Here is a 21,883-nt window from a genome sequence, read left to right as displayed (position 1 = left end):
CCCTCCATGTCCAAAGCCTCCCGTCTGCTGTCCTGCCTGCTGCTGTGTTCCGCGAGCGCCTTCGCGCAAACCCAGGCGCCCGGCCTGTGGGCCGTCCAGAGCAAGATGGGCGGCAACCCCGAGATGGACAAGGCCATGGCCGAGATGCAGAAGCAGCTGGCCAGCATGCCGCCGGCCCAGCGCAAACAGATGGAAGCCATGATGGGGAAAAACGGCATGGGCGTGGCCCCGGGTGGCGGCTTCTCCCTCAAGGTCTGCATCACGCCCGAGATGGCCGCTCGCGCCGAGATGCCCTCCCAGACCGAGGGCAACTGCACCAGCACCATCACCTCCCGCAGCGCCAGCGCGCTCAAGACGAAGTTCGTCTGCACCAACCCGCCGTCGTCGGGCGAGGGCACCTACGTCTTCAACGGCGACAAGGCCTACACGATGAAAATGGTGATGCAGTCGACCCGCAACGGCAAGCCGGAAACCATGACCATCGAAGGCCAGGGCAAATGGCTGGCTGCCGACTGCGGCGCGGTCAAACCGATCATGGTGCCCCCAGCGCCCGCCAAGTAAATCTCAAACCGTGGGGCGGCTGCCAAACACCGCCCGCCCCACACGCACCAGGGTGGATCCGGCGGCCACCGCAGCCTCCAGATCGTCGCTCATGCCCATGGACAGGGTGTCGAGCCCGAAGCCCCGGGCATTGAGCGCATCGAACAGCGCGCGGGCCCGCAGGAACACCGCCCGCTGGGCTTCAAAGCCGGCCGCGGGCTCGGGAATGCACATCAGCCCGCGCAGGCGCAGCTGGGGCAAGGACGCCACCGCTTCGGCCAGCGCTGGCAGTTCGGCGGGCGCCACGCCCGACTTGGTCGGCCCGCCGTCCACATTCACCTGCAGACACACCTGCAGCGGTGCCATCCCGGCGGGGCGCTGCTCGCTCAGGCGCAGGGCAATCTTGAGCCGGTCCACCGACTGCACCCAGTCAAAATGCGCCGCCACCAGGCGTGTCTTGTTGCTCTGGATGGGGCCGATGCAGTGCCACTCGATCGCGGCGTCCGGTCGGGTTTCGCGCAGAGCCAGGATCTTCTCCACCCCTTCCTGGATGTAGTTTTCGCCAAAGGCCCGCTGCCCCGCCGCCAGCGCCTGGACCACCGCATCCGGACCAAAGGTCTTGGACACCGCCAGCAGCGTGACGGCGGTCACATCCCGGTCGGCCCGGGCACACGCTGTGGCGATGCGGCCTCGTACCTGTTGGAGATTGTCTTCAATCGTCGTCATAATCAGTCTGTAACACCAACACTGCACGGGACCCGGGATGGACATCACCCAACTGCTCGCTTTCAGCGTCAAGAACAAGGCATCCGATCTTCACCTCTCAGCTGGTCTCCCACCCATGATACGGGTGCACGGTGACGTGCGACGCATCAACGTCGAGCCGCTGGACCACAAGATGGTCCACAGCATGGTGTACGACATCATGAACGACAGCCAGCGCAAGCAGTACGAGGAGTTCCTGGAGTGCGACTTCTCGTTCGAAATCGAAGGCCTGTCGCGTTTTCGCGTCAACGCCTTCAACCACAACCGCGGTGCGGGGGCGGTGTTCCGGACCATCCCCAGCAAGATCCTGACGCTGGAACAGCTCAACGCGCCCAAGATCTTTGGCGACCTGGCCCTGCGCCCGCGCGGTCTGGTGCTGGTGACCGGCCCCACCGGTTCGGGCAAATCCACCACGCTCGCGGGCATGGTCAACCACCTGAACGAAACCGAGTACGGCCACATCCTGACGGTGGAAGACCCGGTTGAGTTCGTGCACGAGTCCAAGAAATGCCTGATCAACCAGCGTGAGGTGGGGCCGCACACCCTGAGCTTCGCCAACGCCCTGCGTTCGGCCCTGCGTGAAGACCCGGACGCCATCCTCGTGGGCGAAATGCGCGACCTGGAAACCATCCGCCTGGCCATGACCGCGGCGGAAACCGGCCACCTGGTGTTTGGCACGCTGCACACCTCCAGCGCGGCCAAGACCATCGACCGCATCATCGACGTGTTTCCGGCGGAAGAAAAAGACATGGTGCGTGCCATGCTGTCCGAATCGCTGGTGGCGGTGATTTCGCAGACGCTGTGCAAGCTCAAGGACGGCAGCGGCCGAGTGGCGGCCCACGAAATCATGATCGGCACCAGCGCCATCCGCAACCTGATCCGCGAAGCCAAGGTGGCCCAGATGTATTCCGCCATCCAGACCGGCAGCGGCGTGGGCATGCAGACACTGGACCAGAACCTGTCCGAACTGGTCAAGCGCAACGTCATCAGCGCGGCCGAAGCGCGGAGCAAAGCCAAGATCCCGGAAAATTTCCCAGGGTAAACATGCTCTCCCCCGTCGCTTGCCCACTGCGTGTGGCCGCATCCCCCCCAGGGGGCAACGCGAGCGGCCCGGCAAAGCCGGTTCCGCCGCGTTCTGAGCTGGCGTTCCAGCTTCCAACATTCCCCGCTCTCCGGAGCGTAGACCAAGTTTTTGAAACAAGGTAGTCCCTCATGGAACGCGACCAGGCATCCAAGTTCATCAACGACCTGCTCAAGCTCATGCTGAGCCGGGCGGGCAGCGACCTGTTCATCACGGCCGACTTTCCGCCGGCGATCAAGGTGGACGGCAAGGTCGTGAAGGTGTCGCCGCAGCCCCTCAACGCGGTGCACACGCTGTCGCTGGCGCGTGCCATCATGAACGACAAGCAGGCGGCCGAGTTTGAACGCTCCAAGGAATGCAACTTCGCCATCTCGCCACCCTCCATCGGTCGCTTCCGGGTCAGTGCCTTCATCCAGCAGGGCAAGGTGGGCATGGTCTTGCGGACCATCCCGGCCATCCTGCCCACCATCGACAAGCTCGGTCTGCCCCAGGTGATGAAAGATGTCAGCCTGTCCAAACGCGGCCTGTGCATCCTCGTCGGCGCCACGGGTTCGGGCAAGTCCACCTCGCTGGCGGCCATGGTGGACTGGCGCAACGAAAACACATTTGGCCACATCATCACGATCGAAGACCCGATCGAGTTCGTGCACCCGCACAAGAACTGCGTGGTCACGCAGCGCGAAGTGGGGCTGGACACCGACAGCTGGGACGCCGCCCTCAAGAACACCCTGCGCCAGGCACCTGACGTGATCCTCATGGGTGAGATCCGCACCCGCGAAACCATGGAACACGCGATCCAGTTTTCGGAAACCGGCCACCTGTGCATGGCCACCCTGCACGCCAACAGCGCCAACCAGGCGCTGGACCGGATCATCAACTTCTTCCCCGAAGAGCGCCGCCCGCAACTGCTGATGGACCTGTCGCTCAACCTGCGCGCCATGATCTCTCAACGCCTGGTGCCGCGCCAGGACAACAAGGGCCGTTTTGCCGCGGTGGAGGTGCTGCTCAACTCACCGCTGATCTCCGATCTGATCTTCAAGGGCGAGGTCGCCGAGATCAAGGAGATCATGAAGAAAAGCACTCAGATGGGCATGCAGACCTTTGACCAGGCCCTGTTCAACGCCTTCGAGGCCAACCTCATCACGCTCGAAGACGCTCTGCGCAACGCCGACTCGCTCAACGACCTGCGCTTGCAGATCAAGCTCAACAGCCAGCGCGCCAAGACGGTGGACCTGGCAGCGGGCACGGAACACATGACGATTGTTTGACCCACCCCCGCGCCGCGCCCAAAGGCGCGTCACCCCCTCAAGGGGGCAACGCGGTGCGGCCCGGCGAAGCCGGTTCCTCCGCGTTCCGGGTTGGTCATCTCGCTCCGGCCGAACCGATTTCTCGGCACCTCTTTAAAGGCATCCCCTCATGAGTTCCATCGCCTCGAAAACTTACGAATCTGTTGCTCCGATGAAAGTCGCTTTTCTCGGCCTCGGCGTCATGGGTTTTCCCATGGCTGGGCATCTGGCCCGTGCCGGGCATTCGGTGACGGTCTACAACCGCTCGCCGGCCAAGGCGCAGGCCTGGCTGGCGGAGTTCGGCGGCTCGGCCAAGGCCACACCGCGCGAAGCGGCCACGGGTGCCGACATCGTGTTTTCCTGCGTGGGCAACGACGATGATCTGCGTGCGGTGACGCTGGGGGCCGATGGCGCATTTGCCGGCATGGCGCCGGGTGCGGTGTTTGTGGACCACACGACGGCCTCAGCCGATGTGGCGCGCGAGCTGTATGGCGCCGCGAAAAACCTGGGGCTCGCGTTTGTGGATGCCCCCGTCTCTGGGGGACAGGCGGGTGCGCAGAACGGCCTGCTGACGGTGATGTGCGGTGGTGATGCCGCCGCGTTCGAGAAGGCCCAGCCCGCGGCCATGGCCTTCTCGCGCGCCTTCACGCTGCTGGGCGCCAGCGGTGCCGGCCAGCTCGCCAAGATGGTCAACCAGATCTGCATCGCAGGCCTGGTGCAAGGCCTGGCCGAAGCCATCGCGTTTGGCCAGAAGGCCGGGCTGGACATGAAGCAGGTGCTCGACGTGATCGGCAAGGGCGCCGCGCAAAGCTGGCAGCTCGACAACCGCGGCAAGACCATGGTGGCCGATCAGTTCGATTTCGGCTTCGCCGTGGACTGGATGCGCAAGGACCTCGGGCTGGTGCTGGACGAGGCCAAGCGCAACGGCGCGCGCCTGCCGGTCACCGCCCTGGTGGACCAGTTCTACGCCGACGTGCAGGCCATGGGCGGGAACCGGCTGGACACCTCCAGCCTGATCAAGCGCTTGAAATAAGGTACCCCCCGCGCCGGCTTCGCCGGCACCCCCCAGGGGGCGGCACTGGCGGCCCGGCAAAGCCGGTTCCGCGGTGCCCTTGGACTGACTTCCCCTCTGTTCGCAGGCCATCTCTCCGGAGCGCGGGACTCAATCCCAGGATGCGGTGGAACCGGCTTCGCCGGGCCACTCGCATCGCCCCCTGGGGGGTGACGGCGAAGCCGGCGCGGGGGGAGCCTATTTCATCCGAGCCAGTTCTTCTTCAGAGATGATTTCGAACAAGCGGACCACGCGTTGCGCGCCCTTGGTCGTGCGTGCCACTTCCGTGGCCTGATCGGCCTCGCGCTGGGTCACCCGGCCCATCAGGAACACCGAACCGCGTTCACTCACCACCTTGAAGGAATTGGCCGACAGGTTCTTGGTGTCCACCAGGCCCGCCTTCACCCGCCCGGTCAGCAACGTGTCTTCGGCCTTTTCCTTGAACGTGGGGCTGTTGGTGATGTCCAGTTCGTTGAACACCGACGCCACGTTGTCCGTCTTGGCGACGATCTCGTACGCCAGGGCCTTGTCGCGCTCGTTGGCCACCTCGCCGGTCAGCAACGCACGGCGGTTGTAGCTGGTCACGCTGATGCGGGCGCGGCTGCCCATCTGATCGCGCAGGCGGTTGGCGGCACGCAGTTCAATGCCCTGGTCGTCCAGTTGTGCGCCCGAGCTGCGCCGGTCGGTGGCGACGACGGCACCGGTCATGGCGGCGCCACCCACCATCAGCGGTGCGCAGGCAGACACGGTGGCCGCCAGTGCAGCCACACCCAGGATGCTGGCCGCCAGGCGGCCGGTCGACGGGAAACGTTTCATGCGAGGTTCTCCTGTTCGTTGATCAAAGTGTCGGGCAGGCCCAGCAGCTGGGCATCCACACCGTCGCAAATGCAGTGCAACACAAGGTGATGCACTTCGAGAATCCGGGCCGGCAACTCATGCGGCACGCACACGTGCACATCGGTGTCGCGCAACAGCTGGGCCAGGCGACCGCCGCGCGCACCCGTGAGCGCCACCACCGACATGTCGCGTTCGTGGGCCGCTTCGATGGCCGCGATCATATTGGCCGAATTGCCGCTGGTGGACAGCGCCAGCAGCACGTCCCCCGCCTGGCCGAGGGCCCGCACCTGGCGCGAAAAGATCGCGCGGGCATCAAAATCGTTGGCGATGCCGGTCAGCACCGCGGCGTCGGCGGACAGCGAGAACGCCGCCAGCTCGGGGCGCTCGCGGTCGTACCGACCCACGAAGCTGGCCGCAAAGTGCTGGGCCGCCGCGGCCGAGGGCCCGTTGCCGCAGCTCAGCACCTTGCCCCCGCCGGTCACGCAGGCCAGCACCGCGCCAATCGCCGCTTCCACCACCGGCGCGAGTGACTGCGCACACTGGTACTTCAGATCGGCGCTGTCGATGAACTGTTGTTGTATCCGTTGCAAAAGCATGAGGGGATCATAGCGGTGAGAGGCGTATCAAAAAGTTGCGCTCGCATCAAATGCCGCACGCAGCCATTCGATGTGCACAGGCGCCCCGCGGTCGCCATCCGGGGCACCCGTGCGCCCCTGGATCAGCACCACATCGAAGCGGCATGAGGGTTCTGAGCCGAGCCGCTGCAAAAAGTGCCGCGCCGCGAAAACGATGCGGCGCTGCTTGAGCGCCGTGATGCTGCCGCCGGCCCCGCCGCGGGAGGCGCTGGCGCGCTGCCGAACCTCGACGAAGACCAGCGTGCCATCACGGTCGCGCATAATCAAATCGACCTCGCCACCGCCGCGCCCGGGCGTCCTGAAGTTGCGCTGCACCAGGCGCAGGCCGTGGCGCTGCAGGTGCTCCAGCGCGGCGTCCTCGGCCGCGTCGCCGCGCTGCTTGGTGGTGACGGCCGGGCCACTTTCGGTCGGGCCTGATGGCCCCTGTTTTCTGGAAAACCACATTGTCTGCAAGCACTCCATCCCTGTTGGCCGCCGCGCGTGAAGCGGCCGCTCACCAGCATTATCCGCAGGGCGCGCTCTACATGGTCGCCACGCCGATCGGTAACCTGGCCGACATCGGGCTGCGTGCGCTGCAGGTGCTGTCATTGGTCGACACCGTGGCCTGCGAGGACAAACGCCACACCGCCGCCCTGCTGCAGGGGTATGGCCTGCACAAGCCGCTGCTGGCGCTGCACGAGCACAACGAGACCGAGGCCGCGCAGACCGTGCTGCAGCGCCTGCAGGAAGGCCAGCGCGTGGCCTATGTGAGCGACGCGGGCACGCCGGGCGTGAGCGATCCCGGCGCCCGGCTGGCCGCGGCCGTGACCGCGGCCGGGCTTCGCTGCGTGCCGATCCCCGGCGCCAGCAGCATCACGGCGCTGCTCAGCGTGGCGGGCTTCACCCACCAGGCGGGTGGCTGGAACGGTCGCTTCGTGTTCGCCGGTTTTCTCTCGCCCAAGGCGGCCGAGCGCCAGCGCGAGGTGCAGCAGATCGGCGCCGACGCGCGCGCCTGCGTGCTGCTGGAAGCGCCGCACCGCATCGAGGCACTGGCCAAGGAGTTGGCCAGCCTGGGCGAACGTCCGCTCACCGTGGGTCGCGAGCTGACCAAGCAGTTTGAGGAAGTGGCGCAGTTGCCGGCGCGGGAGTTCCCGGCCTGGCTGCTGGCCGGTGCGCACCGCACACGCGGGGAATTCGTGCTGATGGTGCACCCGCAAGCCGCCGCCAGTGGCGAAGAAACGGCCCTGGATGCCGCGGCCTTGCGCACGCTCGACCTGCTGCTGGCCGAGCTGCCGGTGAAAACCGCCGTGCGCCTGTGCGCCGAGATCACCGGCCAGCCGCGCAACGCGCTCTACGACGCGGCCCTGGCCCGGCGCAAAACCGCCCCCGAAACCGACGCCGACTGATCCGGGACGCGACGCATTGCCGCCGACCGTTCAGCGCAGAACGCGATCCGGTCCCGGCGATGCCGCACCGCCCTGGTCTGGCGATCCGCCGGCCGCGGCCTCGGGCACCTCGGTGGCTTGCACATCGACCACATCGCCCGCTGGCGCGCCCGCCTGACCGGGCCAGACGCCGCGGGTGTAACGCTGCGACTGCTCGCGCATGCGGCTGAACATCACCACCGGGGCCGGCTTGCGCCCGGTGATCAGCGACCACAGCGACACGCCCGCCACCACCATGAGGGCCGCCAGCAGGAAGCTCACCACAAACACCAGGGCGGCGAGCACCAGCACGAGCTTGAGGAGCCCACGCAGCACGCGCTCTAGAAAATCAGCAAATCCATTCATGAGGGAAAGAGCCATCGGGCGGTTGGGAGTTCCGGGAGTATGAAGCGCTTCGGCGCGCGGGTCACGCCATGGCGGTGACCATGAAACAGCCTGGCACAAGAAAAAGGCAGATGGGGCTGCTTTCCGGTTTTGCAAGCCACGCCCCCGGGGCAACCGCCTGGCGCCATACCGGCGCCGCATGCCGGCTGCTATGCTGGAAACATGACCCCACCCGCACCCCCCGAGCCCACCATGAAGCGCCTCTCGCAGTACTTCTTTCGCGGCCTGATCACCTTTCTGCCCCTCGCCATCACGGTGTATGTGCTGGTGCTGTTCGTCACCTGGACCGAGCGCACCGCCATCTGGCTGCTGCGCCCCTTCATTGGCGACTTCTACCTGCCCGGGCTCGGCATCGCGCTCGGGGCGGCGGTGATCCTGGCACTCGGCTTTTTCATGTCGCTGAGCACCACCGGCAAGCTGCTCTCCTACATCGAACTGCCGTTCACCAACCTGCCGGTGGTGAAAAGCATCTACTCGTCGCTGAAGAACTTCGCCGACTACTTCGCGCCGCACGAGCAGGACGCGCAGCAGGTCGTGTTGCTCAAGATGCCCGGCCACGAGCTGAGCATCGTCGGCCTGGTGACGCGCCAGAGCATGAAAGGCCTGCCCAAGGGCATCGGCGAGCTGGAAGACCAGGTCGCCGTCTACCTGCCCATGGGCTACATGATCGGCGGCTACACCGTGTTTGTGCCGCGCAGCTGGACGGTGCCGGTGGACATGTCGGTCGAAGAAGCCATGCGCATGGCGCTGATCGCGTTCATGTCTTCGAACAAGAACGGAAAATCCGAGACCACCCCATGAGCATCCGCCACCTCGACGCGCTCTTCGCACCCGCCTCGGTGGCGGTGTTCGGCGCATCGCAGCGCCCGTCCAGTGTGGGCGCCACGGTCTGGCGCAACCTGCACCGCAACTTTCCCGGCCGGCTCTACCCGGTCAACCCCAAACACGCGGCGCTCGATGGTGTGAAGGTCTACGCCAACGTGGCAGACCTGCCCGAGGCGCCCGACCTCGCCGTGATCTGCACGCCCGCGACCACCGTGGTGCCGCTGATCCAGGCGCTCGGCGAGCGCGGCACGCGCGCGGCCATCGTCGTCACCGCCGGGCTCGACAAGGCCACCAGGCAGGCCATGCTCGACGCCGCCAAGGTGCACACGCTGCGCATCCTCGGCCCCAACTGCATCGGCCTGCTGGTGCCGCATCTGGGCCTGAACGCCAGCTTCGCGCACATCGGCGCGCTGCCGGGCGATCTGGCTTTCGTGTCGCAGTCGGGCGCACTGGTCACCGCCATGCTCGACTGGGCCGGCTCGCGCGGCATCGGCTTCTCGAACTTCGTGTCGCTCGGTGAACGCGCCGACGTGGACTTCGGCGACATGCTGGACTACCTCGGCAGCGATCCCAAGACCCGCGCCATCCTGCTCTACATCGAGAGCGTGGACGAGAGCCACAAGTTCATGTCGGCGGCGCGCGCCGCCGCGCGCAACAAGCCGGTGATCGTGGTCAAGGCGGGTCGCTCGGCCGCAGGCCAGGCCGCCGCTGCCTCACACACCGGTGCGCTCGCGGGCTCCGACGCGGTGTTCGACGCGGCCATCGCCCGCGCCGGCATGCTGCGCGTGGACACGCTGCACGACCTGTTCCTCGCCGCCGAAACCCTGTCGCGCTTCCGCGACGGCCCCTCGGGCCCGCTCATCGTGCTCACCAACGGCGGTGGCGCCGGCGTGATGGCGGCCGATGCCGCGGCGGCCGAAGGCGTGCCACTGGCCGTGCTGGACGACGCCCTGCGCGCGCGGCTCGACGCCGTGCTGCCCGCCAACTGGTCGCACGCCAACCCGGTGGACATCATCGGCGACGCGCCCGCCGAGCGCTACGTGGCCGCGCTCGAAGCGCTGTCTCATGACACGGCCAACGCCGTGCTCTTCATCCACGCGCCGACCGCCATCGTGCCCAGCAGCGAGATCGCACAGGCCATGCTGCCGCAGGTGACGGCCGCCCCCCGGCGCGTGCTGGGCTGCTGGCTCGGTGACGGCGCCGTGGCGCAGGCGCGCCAGACCTTTCGCCAAGCCGGCGTGCCCGACTACAACACGCCCGAAGAAGCGGTGCGCGCTTTCAACTTCCTGCGCACCTACCGCCTGCATCAGGAAGAGCTGTTGGAGACGCCGCCGGCGCGCAGCGCCGCGCACGCGCCCGACCTGCCCGCCATCCGCACCATCGTGAGCGCCGTGCTGGCCGATGGCCGTGAGCTGCTCACCGAACCCGAAGCCAAGGCCCTGCTCGGCGCCGCCGGCCTGCCGGTGGTGCCCACGCGCGTGGTCGGCGCGAGCGCGGACGCAGCGCAGGCCGCTGCCGATGCCCTGGGGTATCCGGTCGTGGTCAAGATCCTGTCGCACGCCATCAGCCACAAGAGCGACGTCGGCGGCGTGCGCCTCAACATCGGCAGCGCCAGCGAGCTGCGCGAGGTCTGCACCAGCATGCTGGTGCGTGTGCGCGAGCTGCGGCCCGACGCCGACGTGCAGGGCTTCACCGTGCAGCCCATGGTGCGCAAGAAGCACGCGCACGAACTCATCATCGGCGCCAGTGTCGATCCTGTCTTTGGTCCGGTCATCCTGTTCGGTGCCGGTGGCACGGCGGTGGAGGTGCTGGCCGATCGCGCGCTGTCGCTGCCGCCGCTCAACACGCCGCTGGCGCTGGCGCAGATCCAGCGCACCCGCATCGCGAAGCTGCTCAAGGGCTACCGCGACGAACCGGCCGCCGACATCGACGCCATTGCCCAGGTGCTGGTCAGCGTGTCGCAGCTGCTGGCCGACGTGCCGGAGCTGGCCGAGCTCGACATCAACCCGCTGCTCGTCAACCACGAGGGCGCGGTCGCACTCGATGCGCGCGTGCGCGTGTCGGCCAGCCAGCCGGCCGGCGCAGCCAACTTCGCCATCCGGCCCTACCCGGCCGAGCTGATCGAGACCTGGGACTGGCAAGGCCAGTCGGTCACGTTGCGCCCGATCCGCCCGGAAGACGAGCCGCAGCACCGCGCCTTCCTGGAAAAGCTGGACCCGGAAGACATCCGCCTGCGTGTGTTCTACAGCCGGCGCAGCATCGAACACAGCGAGCTCGCGCGGCTCACGCAGATCGACTACGCGCGCGAAATGGCCTTCATCGCCACGCGCCACATCGAAGGCGATGGCGAAGAAACCCTGGGCACCGTGCGCGCCACCGTGGACCCGGACAACCACACCGCCGAATTCGGCGTCATCGTGCGCTCCGACCTCAAAGGCTCGGGCCTGGGTCATCGGCTCATGGACAAGATGATTGAACACCTGCGCGCGCGCGGCACGCAGCGGCTGGTGGGCACTGTGCTGCGCATCAACCGCGGCATGCTGGAACTTGCGCACCACCTGGGCTTCCAAGAGAGCCACAACCCCATCGATCCGGACGACTACCACACCCGTTTCGTTTCGCTGGATTTGCAGACTGACACCTGACCTGCAGAGGCGGGCGTCTAACCGGAGCGACACCATGCCCAGCCACCGCCCGCCCTCGCGCCGCGCCTTGCTCACCCGCGGCGCCGGCCTGCTCGCCGCCACCGCCGCCCCGGCCTGGCTCACACCGGCCCTGGCGCAGCAAGCCCTGCACCCCACCCCGAGCCAGACCGAGGGCCCGTTCTACCCGGTGGTCCTGCCGGCCGACACCGACTTCGACCTGCTGCGCAGCGGCAGCTTGGCCTACGGCAAGGGCCAGCCGGCCTGGGTCGAAGGCGTGGTCACCGACACACGCGGCGTGCCGGTGGCGGGCGCCGTGGTCGAAATCTGGCAATGCGACCAGGCCGGCCACTACCACCACCCGGGCGATGGCGGCAAGGCCGACCCGGCCTTCCAGGGTTTCGGCCAGGTCACGGTGGGCAAAGACGGCCGCTACCGTTTTCGCACCCTGAAACCCGCACCGTACAGCGGGCGCACGCCGCACATCCACGTGAAGGTCAAGCTCGACCGCCAGGAGCTGCTGACCACGCAGATGTACGTCGCGGGTGACCCGGGCAATGAGCGCGACTTTTTGTGGCGGCGCCTCGGCCAACCAGGCCAGGCTGCACTCACGCGCCCCTTCGTTGCAGGCTCCGACGGCCTGCGCGCCGAATTCCCCATCGTGGTCCAGGCATGACGCAACACCCCGCATGGATTCTTTGACCCAGATCGCGCTCGGTTCCGCCGTCGGCGTGGCCGTGATGGGCCGGCGCACCGCTGTGTGGAAGGCCGCGCTGTGGGGTGCCGTAGCGGGCACCCTGCCCGACCTCGACGCCTTCATCGACCACGGCGACCCCATCCTCAACATGACACGGCACCGCGCCGAGAGCCACGCGCTGTTTTTCCTGACCTTGGCCGCACCGCTGCTCGGCTGGATCGCCTCGCGCCTGGACCACCGGGCAGACGGATTCCAGCGCCGGGCCGCCCCAAGCTGGAATCGCACCCCCTCGGGGGGCAGCGACCCGCGCAGCGGTGGAGCATGGGGGCATTGGACGCTGGCGCTCTGGCTGGTGCTCATCACCCACCCGCTGCTCGACGCCATGACGGTCTACGGCACGCAACTGCTGCTGCCCTTCAGCGACCACCCGTACGGCGTGGGCAGCATCTTCATCATCGACCTCGCCTACACCGTGCCGCTGATCGTGGGCGTGGTTGCGGCGCTGCGACTGAAAGACGCCCGCGGCCAGCGCTGGAACGCTGCGGGCCTGGTGCTCAGCACGCTCTACCTCGCCTGGAGCTTCGGCGCGCAGCAACACGTGGACCGCATCGCCCGCAGCTCGCTGCAGCAGGCCGGCATCGACGCGCAAGGCCTGCTCGTCACGCCCGCGCCCTTCAACACCGTGCTCTGGCGGCTGGTGGCGACCACGCCCACGCAGTACCACGAGGGCTATTACTCGCTGCTGGACGACCAGGCCGAGGTGCGCTGGACCGCGTACCCGCGCGGTGGCGATCTCATCGCGCGACACGGCCACACCGACCCGGTGGCGCGCATCGCCGCCTTCAGCCACGGCTTCTTCAGCCTGCACAACGGCGGGGACAGCCTGCTGCTGACCGATCTGCGCATGGGCCTCGAACCCAGCTACACCTTCCGCTTCGACCTGGGCTCCCCGGCGGCCGTCGGCCACGTGCCGGTGACCCAGCTCGGCATGCGCCCGGACCTGGGGCGGGCACTGCCCTGGTTGTGGCAGCGGCTCCAGGGCAATACGCACGCGACGCTCGGCGCGGCCACCCCGTAGCGGCGACGCGCCGCCGGCCCGCTTTCAGTCACCCCATTGCACATCGGCCGTTGCCACCGCCGTGGTGCGCGGGCCGAAGCTGCTGATGTTGGTCAGCGTGGCGTTGTGGTGGTCGATCACCTGCAAAACCTGTTGGCCCATGGAGAACTCCCGAAAAAGGCGAACCTGACCCGGACCTCGACCCGTTACCGAAGGTGTTGCCGGAAACGGCACAAAAGCGCACGATGGCGGACTTCCGCGCTTCCCCCCGCCCCAGCAGGAGACAACCCATGATCAAGGTCAGCGTGATGTACCCCAACACCCCCGGTACACACTTCAACCACGACTACTACCGCGACAAACACATGCCGCTGGTGAAAGCCCGGCTCGGTGCGCCGCTCAAGTACTACACCGTCGACAAAGGACTGGCCGGTGGCGCACCCGGCTCGGCACCCACCTACGCCGCCAGCGGGCACCTGTTCTTCGACAGCGTCGAAGACTTCCAGACCTCGTTCGGACCGCACACGACAGAGATCATGGGCGACATTCCGAACTACACCGACATCGCGCCGGTGATCCAGATCAGCGAGATCGTGGTCGGCAAGCCTTAAGAAGGTGTGAACGAACCCAGCCAACCCGCTCGGGCTCGCCGGATTCATTCGCACCTTCTGAGCGCTCAGCGCTCCTGCAGCGCCAGCTGGGCCCCCAGCCCGGCGAAAGCCGCGGCAAAGCCCCGGCGCAGCCAGGCCTGCACGCGGGCCGATTCGATCACCGCTTTTCGGAAGGCGTGGGCCAGCAGGCCATAGACCACGAACACTGCGAACGTCATGGCCATGAACACGGCGCTCAGCAGCAACAGCTGCCCCAGCGGCGAAGCAGCGGCCGGGTCCACGAACTGCGGCAGGAAGGCCAGGAAAAAGATCGTCAGCTTGGGGTTGAGGATGTTCAACAGCAGCGCCTTGACCACGATGCTGCGGCCCGAGCGCTGCGAGGCCTGGCTGTCCACCGCGAAGGCGCTGCGGTCCTTCCAGGTCGCCCAGGCCACGTAGAAGAGGTAGGCCACGCCCGCATAACGCAACACCTCGAATGCGAGCGCGCTGGTGTGCATCACCGCCGCCAGGCCGAAGATCGTCGCCAGCAGGTGCGGCACGATGCCCAGCGTGCAGCCCATCGAGGCCAGCACAGCGGCCTTTCGGCCCTGCAGCAGCGCGGTGGACACGGTGAAGATCACCCCTGTGCCGGGGATGAGAACCACGATGAGCGAGGTGATGAGGAATTCGAGGGAGAGCATGGTGGACTCCGGCGGCAATGTTCAGACCATCAGCAGCGTCAACACGATGATCACCACCCCGATGGCGAGGTTGATGCCCACCCAGGTCCGGATCGAAGCCAGCGCCGCACCGCCGGCCGGCCAGTCGCTCGCCGCCACCGCCTTGCTCAGGCGCTTGTACAGCGCAAAGCGGATGTGGCCGAAGATGGCCATCATCACGATGCCGAGCGTGGCCATGATGGTCCAGTCCAGCGGCATGTTGAAGGCCAGACCCGCCTGCACGGTTTCCTTGGCCAGGCGGCCGATCATCCACAGCCCCGACACGAGCACGGTGGCGATGGACACCAGCACGGCGGCAAAAAAGCGCTGCAACGTGCCGTGCATCAGGCGGATGCGCAGCGGCGGCTCCAGCGCGAGGGCGGCCGGGCGCAGGAAGAAGTGGGCGAAGACCATGCCGCCGATCCACACGACGATGGCAAGGATGTGGAGCAGCTTGAGGATGGCGTAGATCATGGGCAGGGTCTCGGTCTGAGGACGGGTTGGACGAAGGCTTCGACAGGCTCAGCCCAGAAAGGTGGGCTGAACATTCACCGGATTCAGGCGCTCACGTCGCTGAGCACACCGCCCACGCGCCGCTGCAGCTTGTACGGCGGCAGGCCCTTGAGCATGCGCCGCCCGTACGACTGGCGCAGCAGCCGCGCATCGTAACAAACCACCACCGCTTCGTCGGTCTCGCTGCGCAAGGCCCTGCCGGTCCACTGCAGCAGGCGCGCGCCGGTGGCGGGCACCACGAGCTCGCTGAACGGATCGCGGCCTTGCGCCTTCAGCCAGTCGGCCCGCGCCTGGCCCACCGGGTCGCTGGGCGAGGCAAACGGCAGCTTGGTGATGAACACCCACTCGCACAGCTCGCCCGGCAGGTCGAGTCCCTCGCCGAACGACTGCAGGCCGAACAGGATGGACGCGCCACCGGCTTCCACGCGCTCGGCGTGTTGGCGCAGCAGCTGGGTGCGCGAGGCCTCGCCCTGCGCCAGCACCTTGTCGCGCAAGTCGCGGTGCAGGCCGCGCTCCAGCAGTTCCTGCGCGCGCCGCATCAGCGCCTTGGAGGTGAACAGCACCAGTGCGCCGCGCTGCACGCTGGCCAGATCGACCATCAGCGCGTCGAGCATTTCGCGGCTGTAGCCCTCCACGTCTTTCGGATCGGCTTGCGTCTGCACGACGACCAGGCGGCCCTGGCGCGCGTGGTCGAACGGGCTCTGCACCTCGCGCGCCACCACGGCGTCGTCAAACGCCAGCCCGGACTCGTGCAGAAAATGGTCGAAACCGCCACAGGTGACGAGCGAGGCCGAGGTGACCACCGCCGCGCGGACCTTGCTCCAGAGCTGGTGGCGCAGCAGGCTGCCGGGCTGCAGCGGGCAGGCGTGGGCGGTGAGCGTGACCAGCCCGTGCTGGATGCCGGCTTCCAGCCACTTGGCCAGCGGCGGCTGGCCCGCGGCCGGGTCCTGCAGCCAGAGTTCGGCCGTGGCCTGCGCGTGCTGCAGGCGCGGCGCGAGCACGCCCAGGCGGCTGTAGAGCCGGGCGCAGCGCGCGGCGTCGCCCGGGTTGTCGCGCGCGTTGGCCTTGAGCTGCGTGGCCAGCGCTTCCATCACCTTCAGCAAGGCGCTGGCGCGGCTGTGCAGCAACGAAATGCTTTCCATCCACTCCGGTGGCAGCGCGCCGCCTTCGAAACGCTCCACCACCGGCGCGCCGGCGGCGTCGAAACCGCCACGCGCCGGCGTGCTTCTGGGCGCACGCCCGGTGAGCACGGCCCACGCCGGCAGCGCGCCAATGCGCGCCATCGCCAGCCGCGCCAGCTCGCCCTGCGCGCCCTTCATCTCGCGTGCGAGCAAGGCCACGTCCACACCCGGCGTGTGCTGCAGCGCGCCGGCCACCTCGTCCACCGCGCGCGGCAGGCGGTCCAGCCACTGGCTGCGCATCAGGTCCATGCTTTCGCTGAACTGGCCCTGCGCCACCGCGCCCAGGTGGTGCGCCTCGTCGAACACGAGGTAACAGTCTTCCGGCGCGGGCAGCGCGTGCAGGCCCAGCGTGGAGAGCAGGAGGTCGTGGTTCACCACGATCACCTGCGACTGCGCCAGCTTGGCGCGCGCCTGGTAGTAGCTGCAGCTGTTGTAGCTCGGGCAGTGGCGCGCGGTGCAGCTGTGGCGCTCGGCGGCCACAGGACTCCAGAGTTCGCCCTCGGGCGGCTCGTCGAGCCGGTCGCGGTCGCCATCCCAGGCGCCGCCGTCCAGTTGCCCGGTCCATTTCGCATAGACCTTGGCGCGTTCACCCCAGCGTTCGGCGGCGCGCGCACTGGCCGCGGCCGAGGCCACGGTGTGCGCCGCGATGCCGGAGGCCGAGGCGTCGGCGGTCTCGCTGGCGTCGTCGCTTTCAAACAGGTCGGCGCTGGCCGCGTCGCCGCCACTGAGCTGGTCCAGCTTCAGGCGGCAGACGTAGCGGCCGCGCCCTTTGGCGAGCGAATAGGTGAACGGCTCGGGCAGCGCCGCGGCCAGTGCCGGCAGGTCTTTCGCAATCAGCTGCTCCTGCAGCGCCACGGTGGCGGTGGAGATGATCACGCGCTTCTGCTGCGCCAGCGCGAGCGGGATCACTGTGGACACATAGGCCGCTGACTTGCCCACGCCCGTGCCGGCCTGCACCACCGCGATGCCACGCTCCGGCAAACCGGCCTCGCCGCTCACCGAACCATCGCCGAGCGAGACGCCGCTCAGTGTGTGCGCGATCAGCGCCGCCATTTCGCGCTGGCCGGCGCGCACACGAAAGCCCGGCGCGTGCGACACCACGTGGTCGAAAGCGGCCAGGGCCAGCGCCTCGCGCGCCAGCGGACCCGCCGGCAGGGCGCCGGCATCGGCAGCGGAAACGTCGGGGGTATCGGTGGGAGTGGACATGCGGGGCCGGAAACAAAAGTCGATTGTCCCAGACCGGCACCGCCCGGCGCGGCGGCGGGCCATGCCCGGTTGCACTGCACAATGCCCGAGCCCCGACACAGAGAGAAGACTGCATGGCCACCCGACGCACCCCCGCCGCCACCGCCGCCCGGCGCCCCGCCCGCCCCACCGGCGGCCACCAGCTGATCGACCTCGCCCTGCAAGGCGGCGGCTCCCACGGTGCTTTCACCTGGGGCGTGCTCGACCGCCTGCTGGAAGACGAGACGCTGGAGATCGCCGGCATCAGCGGCACCAGCGCCGGCGCCATGAACGCCGTGGCGCTGGCCGCCGGGCTGATGGAAGGCGGCCGCGAAGGCGCCCGCGCCGGCCTGCGCCGCTTCTGGAAGCGGGTCGCCGAGTCCTCGCCGTTCCACGCCCTGGCGGCGGGGCCGATGGGCCAGCTGCTGGGCCTGGGCCATCCGTGGCTGCAGGCGGTGGTCGCGCCCTGGCAGAACCTCGCGCAAGCCGTCGGCAGCCAGTTGTCGCCCTACCAGTTCAACCCGCTGAACCTGAACCCGCTGCGCGACATCCTGACCGGGACAGTGGACTTCGAGCGCGTGCGCGCCTGCAACCGCACCCAGCTCTTCGTCGCCGCCACGCACGTGGCCACCGGCGACCTGCGCATCTTTCGCCAGGGCGAACTCACCGCCGACATGGTGCTGGCCTCGGCCTGCCTGCCGCTGCTGTTCCAGGCGGTGGAGATCGACGGCGAGGCCTACTGGGACGGTGGTTACGCCGGCAACCCCTCGCTGCTGCCGCTGATCAGCGAGACCGCGGCCGATGACCTGCTGCTGGTGCAGATCAACCCCAGCCGGCGCGAGGCTGTGCCCACCCAGGCCAGCGAGATCCTCGACCGCGCCAGCGAAGTCACCTTCAACGCCAGCCTGCTCAAGGAGCTGCGCACCATCGGCCTGCTCAAGGAACTGCTGCAGGACGCCGGGCGCCCCGACAGCGCCTACCGGCGCCCGCTGTTCCAGCGCGTGGACGACCTGCGCCTGCACCGGCTCGACGCCGAAGTCCAGCTCGCGCAGTTCGGCGCCACCAGCAAGACGCAGACCGACTGGGCCTTTCTGTCCCAGCTGCACGACATCGGCCGCGCCACGACCGACGCCTGGCTGCGCACGAACCGCCAGCACCTGGGCCAGCGTTCCACCTTCAAGCTGCCACCGGCCTGAACCGGTTGACCCCCCCGGCCCACCCCACACACCATGACCCTGCTGTCCCCCTGGTTCGGGCTTGCCCTGTTCGCCGCGGCACTCCTCAGTGCCCGCTACCTGCTGCACCGCAGCTTGGCGCCCGAGGCCAGCACCGATGGCCCGACCCCCGCCGAACTCGGCCTGCGCGCGCACGAGGTGCAGATTCCCGGCGCCGCGGGCCAGCATCTGTTCGCCTGGCACCTGCCCGCGCCCGCGTCGGCCCCGCACCCCACGCCTGCCGTGGTGCTGCTGCACGGCTGGAGCGGCAACGCCAGCACCCTGCTGCCGGCCGCGCAGGCGCTGCACGCGGCGGGCTTCGCCGTGCTGCTGCCCGAATCGCGCAACCACGGCCGCAGCAGCCGCGCCAGCCACAGCTCCCTGCCCCGCTTCGCCGAAGACCTGGAGGCCGCGCTCGACTGGCTCGCCCTGCAACCCGATGTGGACCCGCAGCGCCTCGCCGCGCTCGGCCATTCGGTGGGCGCTGCGGCCGTGCTGCTGGTGGCCTCGCGCCGGCCCGGCCTGGCCGCCGCGGTGAGCGTGAGCGCCTTCGCGCACCCGGAGTGGGTCATGCGGCGCTGGCTCGCGCAACGCCATGTGCCCTACTGGCCGCTGGGCTGGCTGATCAACCGCTACGTTGAACGCGTCATCGGTGCGCGCTTCGACCACATCGCCCCGCTGGCCACGCTGGGCCAGACCCGATGCCCGGTGCTGCTGCTGCACGGCGCGCAAGACGACACCGTGCCGCTGGCCGATGCGCAGCAGCTCATCCAGCACAAGGGCCGTGCGCGCGCCACCCTGCTGGCGCTGGACGGCACACACGAAGGTTTTGCCGACCCGGCACAGGCCGGTCGATCCGTGCTGGACTTTCTGCGGCAGGCCTTGCGGGCCGCGCCCGGTTAGGGCCTCACCAGGTGGACTGGGGCGCGGCCTCCGGCGCCTCCTTGGGCAGGCTGAAGTAGAACGCCGCGCCCTGCCCCACTACACCCTCGGCGCTCACCTTGCCGCCGTGGCGCTGCACCACGCGCTGCACCGTCGCCAGGCCCACGCCCGTGCCTTCGAACTCGTTCCGGCCATGCAGGCGTTTGAACGGCTGGAACAGCTGGCTGGCGTAGGCCATGTCGAAGCCCGCGCCGTTGTCGCGCACGCAGAAGGTCTGCAGACCATCGGCGGCCTCTGAGCGCGAGAGGGAGATGCGCGCCCGCGGCTCGCGCCCGGTGTACTTGCAGGCGTTGCCCAGCAGGTTCTGCAACACCACGCGCATGAGCGTGGGATCGGCCTCGACCAGCAGATCGTCTTCGATCGCCCATTCGATCTGGCGCGTGCTCTCCCCCCGCTCCAGCTCCGCGGCGAGCCCGCGCGCCAGCTCGCTGAGGTTCACCTTCTCGTGGCGCACCGGCGCGCGCCCGTGGTGCGCCAGGGACAGCAGGTCGGTGATGAGCTCGCCCATGCGGCGCGTCGATTCCTGGATCTTGTGCAGAAACACCCGCCCTTCGTCCGACAGGCGGTCCGACTGCTCGGCGAGCAGGCTGGCAAAGCCATCAATGGCGCGCAACGGGGTTCGAAGATCGTGGGACACGCTGTACGAAAAGGTGTCGAGCTCGCGGTTGAGCACCGCCATCTCGCGCGTGCGCTCACTCACCCGCTTCTCCAGTTCCTCGTTGAGCTGCTGCAGCGCCAGCTCGGCCCGGCGCGTTTCGGTGATGTCCTGGATGGTGCCCTTGCTGTGCACCGACCGATCGCCCTCGAACACGTTGAGGGCCATGACCCGGACATGTTTGATGGCACCACTGGGCAGCAGCAGGCGGTGTTCCAGCTGGACGGTGTGGCGAACCGAGCAGACCGCCCTGAGCGCGTCCCGCACCCGCTCGCTGTCCTCCGGGTGCACCATCTGCAGAAAGGTGTCGAGCGTGGGGCTGCCTTCGCCGGGACTGAGGTCAAAGATCCGGAACACCTCGTCCGACCAGAGCAGGCGACCGGAAGCGACATCGAGGTCCCAGTTGCCCACCCGGGCCATGTGCTGCGCCTCCTTCAGTCGAACCTCGCTGGCGCCCACGGCCTGGCGCCCGCGCTCCACGGACCAGAGCAGGCCGGCGATGGTGGCGCCTCCCGCCAGCAGCAGCAAGGACATCAGGGTGGTGAACAACTGGCCGCGGTGCAACGCCGGCTCCAGCGGTCCGAGCACCGACTCGTCGGCCAGCCCCACCAGCATCACCGCGCCGCCCACCGGCAGCCGGAACCAGCCATAGGTTCGCGACACCTGGTCGAGCGAGCAGACCGCGCGGTACGACCCCTTGCCCAGGGCGGTGTCAACCATGAAAGGCCGGGTGGCCTCCACCCGCTGGCCCATGGCCACCGCGTTGTCGCGGCTGCGTGCCAGGTGGGTGCCGTCGTCCTGCACCAGCGCCACCACATCCATCGCCGACAGGTGCAGCGCCGCCAGCCGCTGCGCCAGCGCATCCGTGGGCACCATCATGAAAATCGCGCCCGCGAACCGCCCCTCGCGCAGGATCGGTCGCCCCACCGCGAACTGCCAGTGTTCGGTCACCCGCCCCAACACCGGCGCCCCGATGACCATGCGGTCGACCCCGTTGCTGATGTCCCGGAAAAACGCGCGGTCCCCGATGAACAGGCCTTCCCCCTTGCCCAGGCTGTTGAACACCAGGTGGCCCTGCGCATTAACCACCAGCACGTGCGACACGAAGCCCGCGGGCAGCGCCTTCAGGAGATCGTCGGCCACGGGCGAAAACCGCTCGGGCGTATCGACCCAGCGCTGCCGCAGGTCGTGCAGGACCAGGTCCATTGCACTGAACACGCTGCCCACCTGCCCCGCCATCGCATCGGCCAGGTGCAGGCTGCGTTGCTCGGACTGTTGCAACACCTGCTCGCGCAGCGCCGCCTGCGAGCGCAGACCCTGCCCCCACAGCACCGCCACCGCCACCACGCTGAACATCAGCACGAGGACCAGCAGAAAACGAAAACGCACACCGTTGCCCAAAACGAACCCTTCGACATCCTGTTCATCGACCCGCCGCGGCCAGCACGGCCGGGCGCACCCGGCGCCAGCCATGCGCCGGGCACGAAGGCGCATTCCATACGGCGCACGCCGTCATCGGGTTGACAAAGCTCAAAAGCTCAGGGATATGGCCGCCACCGCGGCACAAAGTGTGTATTCCTGAACACAGATGCCCGCGGGCATGTGGCGCCGCTTGTCAGCG

General features: G+C 68.4%; 21 protein-coding genes. 12 read left to right on the top strand and 9 right to left on the bottom strand.

What is annotated here, in order from left to right:
* Positions 1–6: 6 nt before the first annotated feature.
* On the top strand, positions 7–561 hold the full coding sequence (locus F3K02_RS19185) for a DUF3617 domain-containing protein (RefSeq protein WP_177137220.1): 555 nt from the start codon (positions 7–9) through the stop codon (positions 559–561).
* Between the two features lie 3 nt (positions 562–564).
* Here F3K02_RS19185 and F3K02_RS19180 read toward each other — a convergent pair whose 3' ends face one another.
* On the bottom strand, positions 565–1,266 hold the full coding sequence (locus F3K02_RS19180; RefSeq protein ID WP_177137219.1) for a YggS family pyridoxal phosphate-dependent enzyme: 702 nt from the start codon (positions 1,264–1,266) through the stop codon (positions 565–567).
* Between the two features lie 37 nt (positions 1,267–1,303).
* Here F3K02_RS19180 and F3K02_RS19175 point away from each other — a divergent pair, with 37 nt between their 5' ends.
* The 3 genes from F3K02_RS19175 to F3K02_RS19165 all read left to right on the top strand — a co-directional run bounded on the left by F3K02_RS19175 (position 1,304) and on the right by F3K02_RS19165 (position 4,705).
* Entirely contained in the window at positions 1,304–2,347 is a 1,044-nt protein-coding gene (locus F3K02_RS19175) for a type IV pilus twitching motility protein PilT (RefSeq protein ID WP_177137218.1), read from the top strand.
* Positions 2,348–2,517: 170 nt separating this feature from the next.
* The gene (locus tag F3K02_RS19170) at positions 2,518–3,654 is read left to right on the top strand and encodes a PilT/PilU family type 4a pilus ATPase (RefSeq protein ID WP_177137217.1); all 1,137 of its coding nucleotides are present in this window, start codon (positions 2,518–2,520) and stop codon (positions 3,652–3,654) included.
* A gap of 148 nt (positions 3,655–3,802) precedes the next feature.
* The gene (locus F3K02_RS19165; protein ID WP_177137216.1) at positions 3,803–4,705 is read left to right on the top strand and encodes an NAD(P)-dependent oxidoreductase; all 903 of its coding nucleotides are present in this window, start codon (positions 3,803–3,805) and stop codon (positions 4,703–4,705) included.
* Between the two features lie 216 nt (positions 4,706–4,921).
* Here F3K02_RS19165 and F3K02_RS19160 read toward each other — a convergent pair whose 3' ends face one another.
* From F3K02_RS19160 to F3K02_RS19150, 3 genes are read right to left on the bottom strand one after another with little or no spacing between them, the layout of a single operon-like run.
* Positions 4,922–5,539, bottom strand: coding sequence for a BON domain-containing protein (locus F3K02_RS19160; RefSeq protein WP_177137215.1), 618 nt, complete (start codon positions 5,537–5,539; stop codon positions 4,922–4,924).
* Complete coding sequence (locus tag F3K02_RS19155) at positions 5,536–6,156, bottom strand: phosphoheptose isomerase (protein WP_177137214.1); 621 nt, start codon at positions 6,154–6,156, stop codon at positions 5,536–5,538. The genes F3K02_RS19160 and F3K02_RS19155 overlap by 4 nt, the downstream gene beginning before the upstream one ends.
* Positions 6,157–6,183: 27 nt before the next feature.
* A complete protein-coding gene (locus F3K02_RS19150; RefSeq protein WP_177137213.1) occupies positions 6,184–6,639 on the bottom strand; it encodes a YraN family protein in 456 nt (151 codons plus the stop codon).
* Between F3K02_RS19150 and rsmI the strand changes: the two genes are divergently transcribed.
* Positions 6,639–7,580: a 16S rRNA (cytidine(1402)-2'-O)-methyltransferase gene (gene rsmI / locus F3K02_RS19145; protein ID WP_177137212.1), complete on the top strand. Its 942-nt coding sequence runs from the start codon at positions 6,639–6,641 to the stop codon at positions 7,578–7,580. The two genes, F3K02_RS19150 and rsmI, sit on opposite strands and share 1 nt — an antisense overlap.
* 30 nt (positions 7,581–7,610) lie before the next feature.
* On the opposite strand, the gene F3K02_RS19140 is transcribed toward rsmI, so the two are convergent.
* Complete coding sequence (locus tag F3K02_RS19140) at positions 7,611–7,964, bottom strand: hypothetical protein (protein WP_177137211.1); 354 nt, start codon at positions 7,962–7,964, stop codon at positions 7,611–7,613.
* 201 nt (positions 7,965–8,165) lie between these two features.
* Between F3K02_RS19140 and F3K02_RS19135 the strand changes: the two genes are divergently transcribed.
* The 5 genes from F3K02_RS19135 to F3K02_RS19115 all read left to right on the top strand — a co-directional run bounded on the left by F3K02_RS19135 (position 8,166) and on the right by F3K02_RS19115 (position 13,835).
* Positions 8,166–8,804 carry a DUF502 domain-containing protein gene (locus F3K02_RS19135; protein ID WP_425485624.1) on the top strand — a complete coding sequence of 213 codons (639 nt, stop codon included), beginning with the start codon at positions 8,166–8,168 and terminating at the stop codon, positions 8,802–8,804.
* Positions 8,801–11,473, top strand: a complete 2,673-nt coding sequence (locus F3K02_RS19130) for a bifunctional acetate--CoA ligase family protein/GNAT family N-acetyltransferase (protein WP_177137210.1) — start codon at positions 8,801–8,803, stop codon at positions 11,471–11,473. Before F3K02_RS19135 ends, F3K02_RS19130 begins: the two co-directional genes overlap by 4 nt.
* Before the next feature lie 34 nt (positions 11,474–11,507).
* A complete protein-coding gene (locus tag F3K02_RS19125) occupies positions 11,508–12,146 on the top strand; it encodes a dioxygenase family protein (RefSeq protein WP_177137209.1) in 639 nt (212 codons plus the stop codon).
* A 13-nt stretch (positions 12,147–12,159) separates the two neighbouring features.
* Complete coding sequence (locus F3K02_RS19120) at positions 12,160–13,245, top strand: metal-dependent hydrolase (protein ID WP_177137208.1); 1,086 nt, start codon at positions 12,160–12,162, stop codon at positions 13,243–13,245.
* Between the two features lie 269 nt (positions 13,246–13,514).
* A complete protein-coding gene (locus F3K02_RS19115) occupies positions 13,515–13,835 on the top strand; it encodes an EthD family reductase (protein WP_177137207.1) in 321 nt (106 codons plus the stop codon).
* A gap of 65 nt (positions 13,836–13,900) precedes the next feature.
* Here F3K02_RS19115 and F3K02_RS19110 read toward each other — a convergent pair whose 3' ends face one another.
* The 3 genes from F3K02_RS19110 to dinG all read right to left on the bottom strand — a co-directional run bounded on the left by F3K02_RS19110 (position 13,901) and on the right by dinG (position 17,433).
* Positions 13,901–14,515, bottom strand: a complete 615-nt coding sequence (locus tag F3K02_RS19110; protein WP_177137206.1) for a LysE family translocator — start codon at positions 14,513–14,515, stop codon at positions 13,901–13,903.
* A 21-nt stretch (positions 14,516–14,536) separates the two neighbouring features.
* Positions 14,537–15,007: a CopD family protein gene (locus F3K02_RS19105; RefSeq protein WP_177137205.1), complete on the bottom strand. Its 471-nt coding sequence runs from the start codon at positions 15,005–15,007 to the stop codon at positions 14,537–14,539.
* Between the two features lie 83 nt (positions 15,008–15,090).
* The gene (gene dinG, locus F3K02_RS19100; RefSeq protein ID WP_177137204.1) at positions 15,091–17,433 is read right to left on the bottom strand and encodes an ATP-dependent DNA helicase DinG; all 2,343 of its coding nucleotides are present in this window, start codon (positions 17,431–17,433) and stop codon (positions 15,091–15,093) included.
* Between the two features lie 113 nt (positions 17,434–17,546).
* On the opposite strand from dinG, the gene F3K02_RS19095 reads away from it, so the two are divergent.
* Both F3K02_RS19095 and F3K02_RS19090 read left to right on the top strand, forming a co-directional pair.
* Complete coding sequence (locus F3K02_RS19095) at positions 17,547–18,647, top strand: patatin-like phospholipase family protein (protein WP_177137203.1); 1,101 nt, start codon at positions 17,547–17,549, stop codon at positions 18,645–18,647.
* A gap of 33 nt (positions 18,648–18,680) precedes the next feature.
* Positions 18,681–19,568 carry an alpha/beta hydrolase gene (locus F3K02_RS19090; RefSeq protein ID WP_177137202.1) on the top strand — a complete coding sequence of 296 codons (888 nt, stop codon included), beginning with the start codon at positions 18,681–18,683 and terminating at the stop codon, positions 19,566–19,568.
* A gap of 4 nt (positions 19,569–19,572) precedes the next feature.
* On the opposite strand, the gene F3K02_RS27900 is transcribed toward F3K02_RS19090, so the two are convergent.
* Positions 19,573–21,651: an ATP-binding protein gene (locus F3K02_RS27900; protein WP_177137201.1), complete on the bottom strand. Its 2,079-nt coding sequence runs from the start codon at positions 21,649–21,651 to the stop codon at positions 19,573–19,575.
* Positions 21,652–21,883 lie beyond the last annotated feature (232 nt).

Origin of the sequence: Hydrogenophaga aromaticivorans (assembly GCF_013387465.1) — a bacterium.
Taxonomy (GTDB): Bacteria; Pseudomonadota; Gammaproteobacteria; order Burkholderiales; family Burkholderiaceae_C; genus Hydrogenophaga; species Hydrogenophaga aromaticivorans.
The sequence above is the reverse complement of the archived record's forward strand: the minus strand, read 5'-3'. Positions and strand labels throughout refer to the sequence as shown.